The following is a 14,361-nucleotide window of genomic DNA, read 5'->3' as shown; positions in this document are numbered from 1 at the left end:
CCCATTGATACGATTTCTTTTTGAAATCAGACCGTATGCCATAAATGGCAGGCAACAAGCCTTCCGTTTTTTTCTTTCAGCTCAGGAATAATCCTGTCGCAGGGCCCAAAGCGTTTTGGGCAGCGCGGATGAAACGGACAACCTGAAGGGATGTTGACAGGGCTTGGCAGATCGCCTAAATCCGTAATGCGTGCTGTGTGCTGCGTGACCTGTGTATCTCCTGCCAACCAGGAAAATTCTTTAGACTCATTACGCAGCACTCGTAACCCGTCACGGTTTATTATCTTCGGTGCAGATGCCAGCAGTACCTCGGTATAGGGATGATAGGGCTTATCAAAAAGTTCTTCTGTTTTTGCGTGCTCTACGATCTTCCCAAGATACATGACGTTGACTTCATCGCTGAAATACCGGACGACCCTCAGATCGTGACTGATAAAAAGAAACGCGATCTTTGACGTATGCTTAAGATCGTGCAGCAGGTTCAATATCTGGGCCTGTATCGAGACATCCAAAGCAGAAAGGGGTTCGTCTGCAATGATCAGCTCAGGAGAAACAGCAAGAGCGCGTGCTATGCATATCCGTTGTCTTTGGCCGCCGCTGAACTCATGGGGATAGCGGTTCATGGTCTCAGGCCCCATACCGACCGTGTTCAGAATCCCGGCTACTCTGTCCCTCATTTCAGCGTGTTCAGCAAGTTTATGAATCACGAGGGGTTCTGAGACGGTATCATATACAGTCCTTCTTGGGTTCAGCGATGCAAAGGGGTCCTGGAAGATGATCTGCGCAGACTTTCTGAACATCTTGAGTTCTTTGCGATCAAAGCTGAAAAGATCTTTTCCCTTAAAAAGAACGCTGCCGGATGTCGGGGTGATCAGTCTGAGCACAAGACGGGCAACCGTTGATTTCCCGCAGCCGCTCTCGCCGACGATCGCTACAACGCTGTCTTCGTTGATCGAAAAGCTGACGCCGTCAACTGCCCTGAGAACCTGTTTGGCTTTGCCAAAGCTGCTGGACATTGCAAAATGCTTTGTCAGACCCCTGACGTTCAGAAGCTCCATGATATCTCTTTTGCCCTGATACACCGCGAAAAGTGGTTCAATGCGATCTCAGACAGCTGCGGTTCCTGCTGCCTGCAATAGTTGCGCACATGGCTGCATCGGTCAGAGAATTTGCAGCCGGGAGGAAGGGCCTCAGGCCTTGGCACAAACCCGGGTATCGGCTTCAGGGCCTTGCCCTTCTGCTGGGGCAGGGAATCAAGCAGGCCCATGGTATAGGGATGGCGCGGATTGCTGAATATGTCTGCTGTCCCGGCAAGCTCCATGATCCTTCCCGCATACATAATCGCGACCCTGGAAGCATTTTCAGAGATGATCGCAAGGTCATGGGTAATGAAAAGGATCGACATCTTCTTTTCCTCCCTGAGCCCCTGAATGAGCTCAAGGATCTGCGCCTGTATCGTTACATCAAGCGCTGTTGTCGGCTCGTCTGCTATGAGCAGCGCGGGACTGCAGGCGATTGCCATGGCGATCATGACGCGCTGCCTCATGCCGCCTGACATCTGGTGAGGATATTCTCCCGCCCGTAACTCTGGCGAGGGGATTCTGACTGACCTGAGGAGTTCGATTGCCTTGTCCATGGAATCTTTCTTGTTCATGGCCTTATGGGTCATCAGCACCTCTGCTATCTGATATCCTATGGTAAGCACAGGGTTCAGTGAGGTCATCGGCTCCTGGAAGATCATGGATATTTCATTGCCGCGTATCCGTCTTACCGATTCCCTGTCAAGCGTAAGGAGGTTCCTGCCCTTGAAGGATATTTCTCCCTCAGCATGGGCGGATGCAGGCAGAATCCCTAAAACAGAAAGTGCGGTAATACTCTTGCCGCAGCCGCTTTCGCCGGCCAGGCCGAATATCTCAGATTCTTTAATATCGAAATTGAGGCTTGATACGACGTTTACGGGTTCTGAGGCAGAGCGGAAAAAGATATTGAGATCCCTAACACCGAGCAGGGACACGGCAGGTTATTTTTCCTCTTTTTTCAAGAGCTTGAGATAGTTCTCTGCTTCCTTCAGGTTTGGGTTGTTCTCAAGGGCTTTCTGCCACTCCTCAAAGGCAAGACCGGTGAGGCCTTCCATATAATAGCTCAGACCTAACTGCACCCAGGCAGGGCCGTAATTCTGATTGATCAACTTTGCCTTTACGAAATGCACGATCGCCTCTTCTACGTTGCCTTTATTCCTGAGCGCGATGCCGAGCTTTGTCTGAACATCTGCAAGTTTCGGGTGGAGCTTGACCGCCTTCTGATATTCTTCTATTGCCTCGTCGTTCATGTTGAATTCGAGATACATATTGCCGACCTTGAAATGTTCGTTTGCAAGCTTTCCTGCAATATATGGGTCTATCATGTCCGGGTCAGGATGTGCGATCTGCGCTGCAACGGTAAAGACCTCCTGGGCCCGTTTGAATTCACCGAGGTCATTATAGGTTACGGCGAGGTTAAGAGATGCTTCGGTATAACGCGGATTAAGTTCAAGGGCCTTCTCAAAATGGCCTGCTGCAGCCTTCAGGTCTCCATTGAGGTTGCTGATGACGCCGAGTTTGTTCTGCACATCAGCATAGCGCGGATTTATCCTGATAACGTCACGGAGAAGGGGCTCAGCTTCGCTGTATTTCCCTTCTTCGAAGAGCTTTTTGCCCAGATCGTAGAGTTCCTGCAGATGCTCGTCCATAATGGTTAAGATTATAGGTAGTACAGTGAAAGTTTGTCAATCCTTCGAATCAGGATTCATCGGGTCCTCCTGCCTGATCTTCAGGAAGAGAAGCGTTACCATGCCAGCCATGAAGAAGATGCCGCCGACAAGGGCCCAGGGGGCCCCCGGCTCTCTGCTCACCTCGATCATGGCAACGGGAAAGGGAGCTACCTTCATCGTCTTGATATAGATGCCAAGGCCTTCTTTGAATGACGGGCTGTTGGGAAGGATCCTGTCGTGAGAAAGCGTTTTGCCGTCCTTAAAATATTCGATATCTGCTGACCAATCCTTTACATAGCCTGCTGCATCAACATCAGCATTCACCTTGTTGAACCTCACCTCAAGATTGTTCGGCAGCTGGAAGACTGACCCCTGGTATGCATAGGTAATTCCCTTAAAGCTGCCATATGAGCTCAGCAGATGGGCAAGCAGGATGAAAAGAAATCCGATATGCATAACCTGGGGGGATATGATCAGAAGCCATTGCCGTGATTCACGTTTTCTTGCGAGCGACTCGACACTGCATACCAGCGTATTGGCAGTGAGCAGGGACAGAACTGCGAGACAGGCCCATAGCCACCAGGCGATGCTCATCGGCATCTCCTGCATCCAGTCAAAGAGCGCAACCGTATGAAGGGCAAGAAATTCCTCATGGTTTGGCATGACGAGCGACCCGAAGAGGAGAAGACAGATAAGCCCTATCAGGAGCCAAATGGCTGTCCTGAGAGAGATGAAGAAGCCCAGTATTGTTTTCAGTATTTTCATGGTTACGCTGTGCCTTCTGCTCTTTGCTTCATGCCTAAAACGAGTGTGAGCTTTTCATTAAGAGACTCACCCCAAGATACGTAAATAAAACAATAAGAAAACCGGCAACCGACATGGCAGACAGAGGCCTTCCTGACCACCATGGCCGCAAACGTGCATGCAGGTACAGGCTGTAATAGAGCCAGAGGATGACGGTCCAGAGTTCCTTGGGAGTCCAGAGCCAGTAGGTGCCCCATGCCAGATATGCCCAGATGCCGCCGAAGATCATGGCTGCAGAAAAGAGGCAGTACCCGACCAGGTTAATTTTGTACTGGACCAGATCGAACTCGCGGTCCCTGTTTATCATAAACATGACGCCCAATATTGCGGCAATGCCAAACAGCGCGTACGAAAAAAATGAAAACGCCACATGGGTTTCGAACCAGAATGTCTGGAGCACCGGCGGCAGCGGACTGTTATGCGGCTTATATAAAAATGAGACGGCCATGAAGACAACGGCCATGCCGACTGAGGCATGGAGCACTTTTTCCCGTTCTTTCATCCTCCAGGCAACAGGCAGGGCGAAAAGTACGATAGAGGCAGACAGGAAGAAAAGCGTATCATGCGGCCCTACCAGCGGCATGCGGTCAAGCGAGATTCCCCGGACAAAGAGATAGGAGATCTGAAGAATAAGACCGGCAAAGAGGAAGGGTACGCGATAATAGCCAAAGACATAGAACGCTGCTGAGACGATGGCCAGGGCGAGGAGGATGTTGTCCATAACTGCCGTTGTCTTATGGGAAGATCTTGCCGGGGTTCAGCAGGTTATTGGGGTCAAAGGCCTGCTTGATCTTCTGCATAAGCTCGAGTTCTGCCGGGTGGATCTCCATGGCAATGTAATTTTGCTTGGTCAGTCCCACGCCATGCTCGCCCGAAATCGTGCCGCCCAGTTCAAGGGTTATCCTGAATATCTCCTGGACGAGTTTCTGCGCCTTTTCATACTCTTCCTTGTTTGCCTTGTCCACCATGAGATTTACGTGAATATTGCCGTCTCCTGCATGGCCGAAATTCACAATCTTTATCCCTGTGCTTTCAGAAAGCATCTTCAGTCTTTTCAGCATTTCTGAGAGCCTGCTCCTTGGCACCACAATATCCTCATTGATCTTTGTGGGGCTGATATGAAAAAGCGCCGGAGAGATCGCCCTGCGAGCCTCCCAAAGCTTCAGGCGTGCAAGCTCATTTTCTGCCATGATGATCTCCCCATGGAGTTTCCTGCAGAGCGCGGTGATCTTTTCCGCATCGCGCGTGATAACCGGTGGCGCACCATCGAGTTCGATCAGGAGCATCGCCTCGGTCCCCTGAGGAAGGCCTATGGTCTTGTAGTTCTCAACTGCCCGGATGGTCTCGGCATCCAGAAATTCGAGGGTCCTCGGCACAATACCTTCTGCGATGATCTGCTGCACGGCATTTCCGGCAGGTTCAAGGTCGGGGAAAAGAGCAAGAAGGGTTATGACATCCTCAGGCAGAGGGAGCACTTTGAGCCTGATCTTGGTTATAAAAGCGAGTGTCCCTTCTGAGCCGACAAGGAGGCGGGTCAGATCATAACCGACAACCCCCTTTGCGGTCTTGACACCTGTGTTGATGATCCTTCCATCCGGGAGCACTGCCTCAAGGCCGATGACATAATCCCTGGTAACGCCGTATTTCAGTGCGCGCGCTCCGCCTGCATTTTCAGCGACATTGCCGCCGATCGTGCAGAAGTTCATGCTTGAGGGGTCAGGAGGGAAAAAAAGACGATGGCGCTCAAGTTCCCGCTGCAGCTTACCGTTGATCACCCCCGGCTCAACAAGGACCGTAAGGTTTTCCCTGTCTATCTCAAGGATCCTGTTCAGCCGCTCGGTGCTCAGTACAACAGCTCCCTGGCTGGGGATCGATCCTCCGGTCATGCCTGAGCCGGCTCCCCGGGGGCTGACCGCTATGTTTCGCTCCTGGGCATAATGCATGACTTTGACGACATCAAGCACGTCCTCCGCCCAGACAACAGCGCCAGGAGATGCTTCAAGGCCCGAGGCATCAAAGCCGTAGCAGAGGAGGTCCTCAGGTTCTGTGGATGTTTTTCCGGGAAGGAGTCCTGAAAGGTCATTCATGGCAGAGAATACTGATAAGCTGTTCGAGGCCTTTCTTGTCGAGGTCGGTCAACTGGTCGAAGTGCATTGCAACTTCGTAAACCGGCAGGCTCTTTTCTTCTGTCTGCTGCAGCCCTTTAAAGGCTGCCCTCACAATGGTTCCCCTGAGATTTACGGACACGTCGTTCTTTTCTATCTTGATCCTGTGCGGACTGTTCATGTCCACCCGCCTCATACAATTGAACCTGATCCCGGTCATGCTGATGTCCAGAATTTCGAGGCTCTCCACGAGGATCATCTTTCCGCAGATCTGCCCGTTAACCTCGACGCGGAGCGCACTTCTATTATCCATTTCAGACCTCGGCAAATTGCATTGAGATTACCTTTGAAACTCCTGCTTCCTCCATGGTTATACCATAAAGATGCTGGGCAACACTCATGGTGGTCCGGTTGTGCGTAACAACAATGAACTGTGTTCCCGATGAAAGGCCCTGAAGCATCTTTGCATACCGCTCGGTGTTCGACTCATCAAGAGGCGCGTCTGCTTCGTCCAGTATGCAAAGAGGCGTTGGCTTGATAAGGAAGCTTGCGAACTGCAGCGACAGTGCAGTGAGGGCCTGTTCCCCGCCTGAAAGAAGGTGAATGTTCTGCACTTTCTTTCCCGGAGGCTGGGCTATGATGTCAATACCGGTCTCGAGGATATTGCTCTCATCCGTAAGAACAAGCTCTGCCCGTCCGCCGCCGAAAAGCGTTGTAAAGACTTCGGCGAATTTTGTTCTGAGCGCATCAAAAGCTTCTCTCAGCTTCTTCCGCGTGGTGCCGTTAATTTTTGTTATTGCCTCTTCAAGCTCGGCAATGGATTTGTTCAGGTCGTCCTGCTGTTTTGTCATGAACTCATAGCGCGTGCGAAGCTCCTCATACTCATCAAGGGTCCCCAGATTCACCGGCCCGATCTCCTGGATCTTGCTGCTCAGTTCAACAGCCTTCTCCTCTTCTTCCGGGGTCACGTCCATGAGTTCGATCTGGCTGATCTCTGCCTCATAATTCGTCATAATATTTTTGGCAATGTTCTCTATGCGCATTTTGTGCTCTGCACGGGCAACATCCAGTTCAGCAATTCTGGCCGTGGTTGCGGAAGCATTCTGCCTCAGAGATTTGAGTTCCTGGTCAACAGCAAAGAGCTCTTCATTTTCAAGGGCAATCTCCTCTTTCCGCCCGGCGATCTCCCGGCTAAGGCCGTCTGCTTCAGTGACCCGTGTCTTCAGTCGTTCCTCATGATCCCTGATCTCGGCCCTTCTCTGGGATATCCTCGTCTGATTTGACTCGATCTCGTTTCCGACCTCGTCTTTTTTTCTGCCGAGTTCTTCCCGGGTCCTGATGGATGACTCCATCTCGTTTCTGACAGCTTCAAGCTTTTCACGGTTTGTTGCGGTCTGCATCCGCAGTTCCGTGACCTCTGCCCTGAACAGCTCTATTTCCTCTTTCTTCTGCGATATGCCTTCCTGAAGCCCCTGCATCTGCTGCTCCATGCCGGCCTTCTCTGCTTCCTGGGCCGCAGCCTCTTCCTCGGCACGGGCCATGAGCCCCTTCAGGGATTCCTTTTCTCGGATGATCTGCTCTAATTCAATCGTAAGATAGGAAAGCTTTTTGCCGATCCGCTCTTTATCGGTAAAATAGGTCTCAACCGTCATGCGCGCAAGCGAGAGCTCTTTTTCAAAGCGATGAAGGGCGTTCTCAACAGATTTTATCTCTTCTTCTTTCTGTTGTATAGACTCCTGGACAAGCCGCATCTCATGGTTCATCGCCTCGATGGCAGCTCTCTTTTCTTCTATCAGCTGTTCCAATTCCCGGATCTCGCGTTTTCTGCGGAAGATGCCTCTTTCTCCCCCGACGATAACCGCACCTGAGGGTTCTATCACCTCGCCGGAGATCGTCACCAGGAGGAATTGGTCAGTGCTCTGCCGGAGCTCAAGCGCAGCCTTCACATCGCGCATGACCATAATGTTGCCGAGCAGGTTTTCGGCGACTTTGGCGTAACCCTCCTTAATGCGGACAAAGTCCAGCGCCTTGCCGACAATGCCGGATGGGATCTGTGACGGCAGGGTAAAAGGCGGCGGCGCCACAGTGATAAAGGATGCCTTGTCAAGAGATTTTCCCTTCAGGTCATCGATCGCATGTTCAATGTCTTCAGAGGCCTCAACAACGAATGAATCGGCCTTTTCAGACAGGGCGCTTTCGATTGCCTTCTCATATTCGGCCTGGACCTCGAAGACATCAGAGACAGAAGCGAGGAGCCGCACATTGCCGCTTAAGGCAAGCAGTTCTCTCGTCGGTTTATCGAGCACGATCTCCTTGAGCGAATCCAGCCTCGAGGAGAAAGAGGCAAACTCTTCCCGTGCTTCGCCAAGCGTTCTGGTGAAGTTCTCGAGCTTTGCCTTCTGCGAGGAGAGTTCCTGACCGACAATTTCTCTCTTTTCTTTCAGCAGCATTGCCTCGTTGTTTCTGCCGAGGATCTCTGCTTCTGCCGCAGCGATCGCCGATTCCACCTCGGCAAGCACCTTGCGGGACTCTTCCGAGTCAGTGATCGCCAGAGTCTCTTTCTTTTCAAGAGAATCAAAAGAGATCTGATGCCGGGCTTTCTCGTTTCTGGTCCTGCTGATCTTCTCTGCTATAGCGAAAATCTGGCGTCTCTTTTCCTCTATTGCTTCTTCTTTTTCAGAGAGTTCCTGTTCTATCGTTTTGAAGGCGTCGGTCTTTTCCCTGAGCATTGCCGTGGCAGCCTCGATCTCCTCAGAGATCCGTGAACCGTTGGCCTCAAGCTCACTGTACCGGGCGGTCAATCCTGCTATCCTCTGTACAATCTCTTCTGCCTGCTGGAGAAACTTTGTATGGAACTCCTCATAATTGATAATGTCCTGCCCGCTCACCGAGATGAGCCGGGTGATCTCTGCAATATCTTTCTGAACTGTCTGAAAGTCCTGCTGGACAAGGTCAAGGGCCTTCTCTTTTTCGACAAGGTTGATCCGCCTTGTCTGTGTCCTGTTCTCTATCTCTGTTATACCGGCACCCAGAACTGCTTCCTTCTCTTTAAGCGTGCCGTATTCCTCGTTTATTGCAAACAGGGAGTCGGTTATCTGCTGGTATTCTCTGCGGGCGATCTTCAGTTCGATCGCATTGAGTTCTGCCCTGAGTTTCTTGTACCTCTCAGCCTTTTTTGCAAGCCGGTCGAGGATATTGATCTGCTTCTTCACCTCTGTGATGATGTCGCTGATCCTGGCAAGATTCAGGCGGGAGGATTCGAGCTTCGAAAGCGCCTCTGCCTTCCTCACCTTGTATTTCATGACCCCGGCAACTTCCTCGATGATGAACCTTCTTTCAAGCGGCTTGGAGTTCAGGATTGCGTTGATCCTTCCCTGTTCCAAAATGGAGTAACTCCTGAAGTCAAGGCCGGTGTCGAGGAAGACATCCTTGAGGTCTTTCAACCTGCAGGGCTGCTTGTTGATCAGGTATTCGCTCTCACCTGAGCGGTAGAGTCTGCGGGAGACGGAGACCAGATCAGAAGACGACTGTCCATTATCTCCGTTGCCTGAAGGAGTCGCTGCGCTGAGGCCGGACACAATCAGCGTCACCTCTGACATACCCTTCTGCTTTTTTGAAGAAGAACCGTTGAAGATGACCTCTTCCATCTTCTCGCCCCTGAGGCTTTTTGCGCTCTGTTCGCCCAGTACCCAACGAAAGGCGTCGACAATGTTGCTCTTGCCGCAGCCATTGGGGCCGACAATACAGGTTATGCCCGGGTGCAGGCTGAACACGGTTTTGTCCGCAAAGGATTTGAAGCCTATGAGTTCGATTTTTTCGACGCGCATGTTTTTGTATTAGTTAATAGAGATGAATGCAAACTACTGTCTTTAGGCCTGTTAGTATACCTTATCTGAAAATTCAGTGACAAGCAATTTGGCCCGGTAAAAACAGGGTTGCTTAATTGGTGAAAAATCCTTTAATATCAAGCACGGGAGTGCATAGGGTTCTGGTGTCCCTCCTGGACTTCAAATCCAGTGTTGCCTGCCAAAAGCGGGCAGGGTGGGTTCGATTCCCACACGCTCCCGCCAGAACCTTGTTCGTTACTTCCCTTTTTTCTCCTGGACCTTCCTGTTGAATTTCTCGGTAACAATAATAAACCTGTCGTGGGTCCCCTCTGATATTTTTTCTGTCCCATCATGGGCTTCGATGCTGAAGGACAACTTGCGGCCTTCAACCTTATCCAATCTTCCCTTGACCGTAATTGGCAGCCCCGGAGGCGTGGCTGCGATATGGCTGAAATTGACATGGATCCCGACTGTCTGCTCATGCGGATAGTCCATATACGGTTTGATGGCCCTGATACAGGCCCATTCGAAGAGCCCGACCATAAAGCCTGTAGCAAAGACCTTTGGCATAAGCTGAAACTCCTCTGATTCCGGATAGAGATCCGGCACGGTCTTGTTATCAGGGACCGCATACCTAAACTCAAAGACAAGTCCCTCTTTTAATGTTTCCTGCATTTCTGTCACCTCGTTTCCCGGATTTGATACCATTATGGCGACTCAGTGTAAATAAGAAAAATTAATTGTTATAATAATTATCATTAGCGATATTGATGATGGAATGGCAGCAGATCATAGGCTTTTATCAATTGGTGAAACAGGGAAGTTTCACGCGGGCGGCTGACGCCTCATTCAGAACCCAATCAGCCCTGAGTCAGCAGATCAGGAAGCTTGAGGACGAGTTCAAATGCCAGCTGATAAACCGCATCAGCAGGAAGAAATTCACCCTGACGCCGGCCGGCGAGAGGGTTTATAAATTTGCCGTAACGGTAATAGGCGAACATTCCAGGCTCTCTGACGATATCTCGGCAATCAGGGGACTGCCTCGCGGCAAACTGATAATGGCAGCCCCCTTTACCACGCTTTATCACCTCTTCCCCGAACAGTTCAAGTCATTTTTGCAAACATATCCGTTTGTAGAGCTCACCATTTTGGACAGGACCCAGACTGAGGCGCTTGAGATGGTAAAAACAGGAGATATTGATATTGCCATTGCTCTGGAATCTCAGGTGCCAACGGGGCTGGACAAAAAAAGATGGAGACAGGTGGATATCGTGCTGGTAGTTCCTGATAAGCATCCTCTGCTGAAAGTTAAAGGAGTAACCCTTGCAGATATTGCCAGACATCCCCTTATCCTGCCGCCCAGAAGCATCGAAAGCCGAAGATTCATTGAGCAACTCTTCGAAAAGGAAGGCATCGAGTACCGGGTAATTATGGAGTCAGGAAATGTTGAACTGAGCTCCCGCTATGTTGAGGCAGGTATCGGAATATCCTTTGCCAGTATTGTGAGCGGCCTGAACCCGCTTCAAGGCAGAAAAATCAGGTTTCTGCCCCTGACTGCCTATTTCGGGACTGACTATCTTGCCGTGGTTTCAAGAAAGGGGAAAACGCTGTCTTCATATGCAGAGGACTTTATTGCACGCATTCTAAAGGATAACAAACCGTAAGCTCTCTATATATTTCCCAGATCTACATTTCGCAGCCGCTCGGCCGCATCTTCAGGGCAGAGGGTATTGACAAAGAGCCCTGAGCCCAGTTCAAACCCGGTCGGGATACTGGTGCGCGGACATATTTCGATATGCCAGTGAAACGAAGGGATGCTGTCTGCAAATGCCTTGCCGTGCGGCAGGGAATGGATGAAGAAGTTATACTGAACGCCGCCCAGCACTGCATTGAGTCTGGCCATGGTCTTTTTAAACAGCCTGGCAAGATCAGCACAATCCTCAGGCCCCATATCAATAAAGTCTGCGCCATGCCGAAGCGGAAGGATATGCACCTCCCACTCATACCGGCTGGCAAAGGGTTTTATCGCAATAAATCTCTCACTCCGGTCGATCACGAACTGGCCCAGATTAATTTTGCGCCGTATCTGCCCTGACTCCCTGTCGTAAATGGTCGCCTCGAACGTTAGTGCCTCATCAATGAGACTGCAGAATATGCATCGGTGGGATGTCTGATAAAAATTCCGGCTATGGGTGACTTCAGCCTGCACGTTGTCAGGAACAACAGGCATCGCAATGATCTGGCTATGCGAATGCGCAATGCTCGCACCTGCGGCCGGACCGAAATTTTTAAATATAAGCACATACTGCAATCGGTCATCAGAATGATACAGCTGCTCCATCCTTTGGCGGTATGTCGAAAAGAGAAGCACAAGATGGTCTTCATCCATTTCATGGATCCGGATGCCGTGGAAAGCATGATCGATAACGACCTCATGTCTGCCGTAGCCGTCTATTGCCTGCTGCAGACCAAAACCAAAATCAGGGTTTTCATGATCATCGCCGAGAATCGGATACTTGTTTTCGACAATGCGTAGCTGCCAAGGCCCATCTTCCGGGATCCGGGCAACAGGCGGAGGCGTCATCCCCTCATTGCCTGTGCAGAAAGGACAGGCATCGACATGCGGGCGGCTGTCATGCGGTGCAGGGGGCTCATCTTTTTTTGGCCTCATGCTTCGGGCAGTGGCCACCAGCACCGATTCAGTCGGCACGACCGGATTGATCCTTATCTCGCGCATAAGCTTCGGAGTTGTCTGAGCATCGTCAGCCCGATTATTCATTCGTTTCCACCTCACCCTGACTCAATCTATGACTTCCTTGCCAGCACCGGTTCCTGGTACAGCATCCGTAAACAATATGCTTCTTCGATCAGCTCTATGAGATGAATAACCGGCCGGTCGGTAATCGTCCTGCCAAGCTGGAGCATGCAGCCCGGGCATGACGTGACGACAGTTGCGGCCTTTGTCGCCATAATATTTGCCGACTGCCGGTAAAGCAGGTTTTCGGACATCTTCCGGTAAGAGAGACAGAACGTCCCTCCAAAGCCGCAGCAGCCCTGAGCGGCGGGCTCAATAAGGCCGAGACCGGCCCGGGTAATGATATCACGGGGTTCTTTTCTTACCCCGAGGCCGTGCTGCAGATGGCAGGGATCATGATATGTTACGGTTCGGTCGATAGCTTCAACCCGCTCGAGTTTGTCCTGCAGAAAGACAGAGATGTCAGTTGCTTTATCAAGGCCCTTGCCGATCAGAGAGACATATTCATGTTTCAGCGTCAACGTGCAGGTTGGGCAGAGGCTCAGGATCGCATCTACTTTGAGCCTGCTGAAGACGCGGTGATTTTTCCGCGCGAGCTCCGAAGCCTCCTGCTCCATGCCGAGCGCTCGAAGAGGTGCACCGCAGCATACCTCGTCTTTTGGCAGCACCACCTCATACCCCAGAGATTGCAGGACATTGATAAGAGATTCGCCGAGATGGGGGAAAAGATAATTGACACTGCATCCGGTGAAAATCGCTACACGGCCCTTTTTTTTTTTTTTTTTATGGACCTGCTCTATGGCATGAAAAGGTTGCGCAGGGATCTCGGGGCTGAAGGGTATGATCTTCCGTCTTGAGAGAAAAGGCATAATAAAGTCCTGGACTGTGGAGATGACCTTGAACGTCAGATCCGGCCACGTTGTCGAAACTTTCAGCAGATATCGCAGGATTCTTCTTCGTTTGTCGTCTTTTTTGAGCAGGAGCCGGCCGTGATGGATCAATTCCGGTATATTGATGCCAAGAGGGCAGACGCTCGAACATGCACCGCAGAGGATACAGCTGTACAGGCGCTCACTCAGAAGATGCGATGGTTCCAGTTCTCCGCTCATAAGGCCCTTTACCAGCTTGAGTCGTCCACGCGCACTCATGCCCTCTGTCAGGCCGTCTTCATAGGTCGGACAGGAGGCCTTGCAGTTTCCGCAGAGGGTGCATCGCGAAAGGTCAGGAAAGTCTTCTTTACTCATGGGATATTATAAACAATTACCTGGGGGCCGGACAGCAGGGCTGCTGCGAACTCCCTCAGTCTTTCCCGGTATACTGCGGCAGAACGCGGTTCAGGCTTCCGCTTCGGAAGCCCTCAAGATCAAGGGAAACATAGTTAAACCCAAAAGACCTGAGCTTCATGGCCACAGCCTGCCGGTTATCGAGTAAAAGGGCCATTTCATGCTCAGGCAGTTCGATGCGGGCGACATCATGATGGATTCTTACGCGTACGATTTCGAGGCCAATTGATTTCAGGAAATCTTCTGCCTGCTCAACCCGGCGAAGGAGGGGCAGGGTTATCCGCTGCCCATAGGGGAAACGCGAAGAGAGGCAGGGAGAAGAAGGTCTGTTCCAGACATTGATCCCCAATTTTCTTGAAAGCAGCCTTATCTCGTCTTTCGAAAGTCCTGCCTCTGCAAGCGGGCTCTGCACACCATACAGCTGAGCAGCTTTTCTTCCCGGCCTGAAATCCTTCAGGTCCTCTGCATTACTTCCATCGAAAACAGCAGCATAGCGTTCTTCTTCTGCAATCTGTCTCATTCTTTGAAAGAGGTCCTGCTTACAGTAGAAGCAGCGGTCTGGCGGGTTATTCAGAAAGGATTCGTTCTGCAGCTCTCCGGTCATGATTATCCGGTGCTGAACACCTTCCTGCAGTGCAAAGGAGAGAGCCTGCTCCAGATCCTTTTCAGGGACTGTTTCCGATTTTCCGGTTATTGCAAGAAACGGGATGCCTGAGATCTTCAATGCCCTGAGCAGAAAGGAACTGTCAACGCCTCCTGAAAAAGCGAGCAGCGCAGACGGTGCATCTTTCAATCTGGAAATGAGGTGCCCTAATTTTTGGTCGAGGATTTCAGAATC

The 14,361-nt window shown here is 51.1% G+C and carries 13 protein-coding genes and 1 tRNA gene; 2 read left to right on the top strand and 12 right to left on the bottom strand.

Going from position 1 to position 14,361, the window contains the following annotated elements:
* Positions 1 to 26: 26 nt before the first annotated feature.
* From HZB31_03815 to smc, 8 genes are read right to left on the bottom strand one after another with little or no spacing between them, the layout of a single operon-like run.
* On the bottom strand, positions 27 to 1,058 hold the full coding sequence (locus tag HZB31_03815; protein MBI5847064.1) for an ATP-binding cassette domain-containing protein: 1,032 nt from the start codon (positions 1,056 to 1,058) through the stop codon (positions 27 to 29).
* Positions 1,046 to 2,014, bottom strand: coding sequence for an ABC transporter ATP-binding protein (locus tag HZB31_03810; GenBank protein ID MBI5847063.1), 969 nt, complete (start codon positions 2,012 to 2,014; stop codon positions 1,046 to 1,048). Before HZB31_03810 ends, HZB31_03815 begins: the two co-directional genes overlap by 13 nt.
* A 6-nt stretch (positions 2,015 to 2,020) precedes the next feature.
* On the bottom strand, positions 2,021 to 2,728 hold the full coding sequence (locus tag HZB31_03805) for a tetratricopeptide repeat protein (GenBank protein ID MBI5847062.1): 708 nt from the start codon (positions 2,726 to 2,728) through the stop codon (positions 2,021 to 2,023).
* A gap of 36 nt (positions 2,729 to 2,764) precedes the next feature.
* Positions 2,765 to 3,514: a cytochrome c biogenesis protein ResB gene (locus tag HZB31_03800; GenBank protein ID MBI5847061.1), complete on the bottom strand. Its 750-nt coding sequence runs from the start codon at positions 3,512 to 3,514 to the stop codon at positions 2,765 to 2,767.
* A 34-nt stretch (positions 3,515 to 3,548) separates the two neighbouring features.
* Positions 3,549 to 4,274: a cytochrome c biogenesis protein CcsA gene (ccsA, locus tag HZB31_03795; protein MBI5847060.1), complete on the bottom strand. Its 726-nt coding sequence runs from the start codon at positions 4,272 to 4,274 to the stop codon at positions 3,549 to 3,551.
* A 13-nt stretch (positions 4,275 to 4,287) separates the two neighbouring features.
* A complete protein-coding gene (locus HZB31_03790; protein ID MBI5847059.1) occupies positions 4,288 to 5,640 on the bottom strand; it encodes an FAD-binding protein in 1,353 nt (450 codons plus the stop codon).
* A complete protein-coding gene (locus HZB31_03785) occupies positions 5,633 to 5,971 on the bottom strand; it encodes a PilZ domain-containing protein (GenBank protein MBI5847058.1) in 339 nt (112 codons plus the stop codon). Before HZB31_03785 ends, HZB31_03790 begins: the two co-directional genes overlap by 8 nt.
* Before the next feature lies 1 nt (position 5,972).
* Positions 5,973 to 9,485, bottom strand: coding sequence for a chromosome segregation protein SMC (gene smc, locus HZB31_03780; GenBank protein ID MBI5847057.1), 3,513 nt, complete (start codon positions 9,483 to 9,485; stop codon positions 5,973 to 5,975).
* A gap of 145 nt (positions 9,486 to 9,630) precedes the next feature.
* On the opposite strand from smc, the gene HZB31_03775 reads away from it, so the two are divergent.
* Positions 9,631 to 9,728, top strand: a tRNA-Sec gene (locus HZB31_03775).
* A gap of 12 nt (positions 9,729 to 9,740) precedes the next feature.
* On the opposite strand, the gene HZB31_03770 is transcribed toward HZB31_03775, so the two are convergent.
* The gene (locus HZB31_03770) at positions 9,741 to 10,160 is read right to left on the bottom strand and encodes a thioesterase family protein (protein MBI5847056.1); all 420 of its coding nucleotides are present in this window, start codon (positions 10,158 to 10,160) and stop codon (positions 9,741 to 9,743) included.
* Between the two features lie 98 nt (positions 10,161 to 10,258).
* On the opposite strand from HZB31_03770, the gene HZB31_03765 reads away from it, so the two are divergent.
* Positions 10,259 to 11,149 (top strand): LysR family transcriptional regulator, encoded by an 891-nt coding sequence (locus HZB31_03765; protein MBI5847055.1) that lies wholly within the window; start codon positions 10,259 to 10,261, stop codon positions 11,147 to 11,149.
* 5 nt (positions 11,150 to 11,154) lie between these two features.
* Here HZB31_03765 and HZB31_03760 read toward each other — a convergent pair whose 3' ends face one another.
* From HZB31_03760 to larE, 3 genes are read right to left on the bottom strand one after another with little or no spacing between them, the layout of a single operon-like run.
* Positions 11,155 to 12,264, bottom strand: a complete 1,110-nt coding sequence (locus HZB31_03760) for a DUF4931 domain-containing protein (protein ID MBI5847054.1) — start codon at positions 12,262 to 12,264, stop codon at positions 11,155 to 11,157.
* 26 nt (positions 12,265 to 12,290) lie between these two features.
* On the bottom strand, positions 12,291 to 13,484 hold the full coding sequence (locus tag HZB31_03755) for a (Fe-S)-binding protein (protein ID MBI5847053.1): 1,194 nt from the start codon (positions 13,482 to 13,484) through the stop codon (positions 12,291 to 12,293).
* Between the two features lie 55 nt (positions 13,485 to 13,539).
* Positions 13,540 to 14,352: an ATP-dependent sacrificial sulfur transferase LarE gene (gene larE / locus HZB31_03750; protein ID MBI5847052.1), complete on the bottom strand. Its 813-nt coding sequence runs from the start codon at positions 14,350 to 14,352 to the stop codon at positions 13,540 to 13,542.
* Positions 14,353 to 14,361: the final 9 nt, after the last annotated feature.

It is taken from the genome of Nitrospirota bacterium (genome assembly GCA_016235245.1).
Classification (GTDB): Bacteria; Nitrospirota; Thermodesulfovibrionia; order Thermodesulfovibrionales; family UBA6898; genus UBA6898.
The sequence above is the reverse complement of the archived record's forward strand: the minus strand, read 5'-3'. Positions and strand labels throughout refer to the sequence as shown.

Coding starts and splice junctions, on each gene's coding strand:
- HZB31_03815 (MBI5847064.1), bottom strand. CDS start 1,058: ATGGAGCTTCTGAACGTCAGGGGTCTGACAAAGCATTTTGCAATGTCC.
- HZB31_03805 (MBI5847062.1), bottom strand. CDS start 2,728: ATGGACGAGCATCTGCAGGAACTCTACGATCTGGGCAAAAAGCTCTTC.
- HZB31_03800 (MBI5847061.1), bottom strand. CDS start 3,514: ATGAAAATACTGAAAACAATACTGGGCTTCTTCATCTCTCTCAGGACA.
- ccsA (MBI5847060.1), bottom strand. CDS start 4,274: ATGGACAACATCCTCCTCGCCCTGGCCATCGTCTCAGCAGCGTTCTAT.
- HZB31_03790 (MBI5847059.1), bottom strand. CDS start 5,640: ATGAATGACCTTTCAGGACTCCTTCCCGGAAAAACATCCACAGAACCT.
- HZB31_03785 (MBI5847058.1), bottom strand. CDS start 5,971: ATGGATAATAGAAGTGCGCTCCGCGTCGAGGTTAACGGGCAGATCTGC.
- smc (MBI5847057.1), bottom strand. CDS start 9,485: ATGCGCGTCGAAAAAATCGAACTCATAGGCTTCAAATCCTTTGCGGAC.
- HZB31_03770 (MBI5847056.1), bottom strand. CDS start 10,160: ATGCAGGAAACATTAAAAGAGGGACTTGTCTTTGAGTTTAGGTATGCG.
- HZB31_03765 (MBI5847055.1), top strand. CDS start 10,259: ATGGAATGGCAGCAGATCATAGGCTTTTATCAATTGGTGAAACAGGGA.
- HZB31_03760 (MBI5847054.1), bottom strand. CDS start 12,264: ATGAATAATCGGGCTGACGATGCTCAGACAACTCCGAAGCTTATGCGC.
- HZB31_03755 (MBI5847053.1), bottom strand. CDS start 13,484: ATGAGTAAAGAAGACTTTCCTGACCTTTCGCGATGCACCCTCTGCGGA.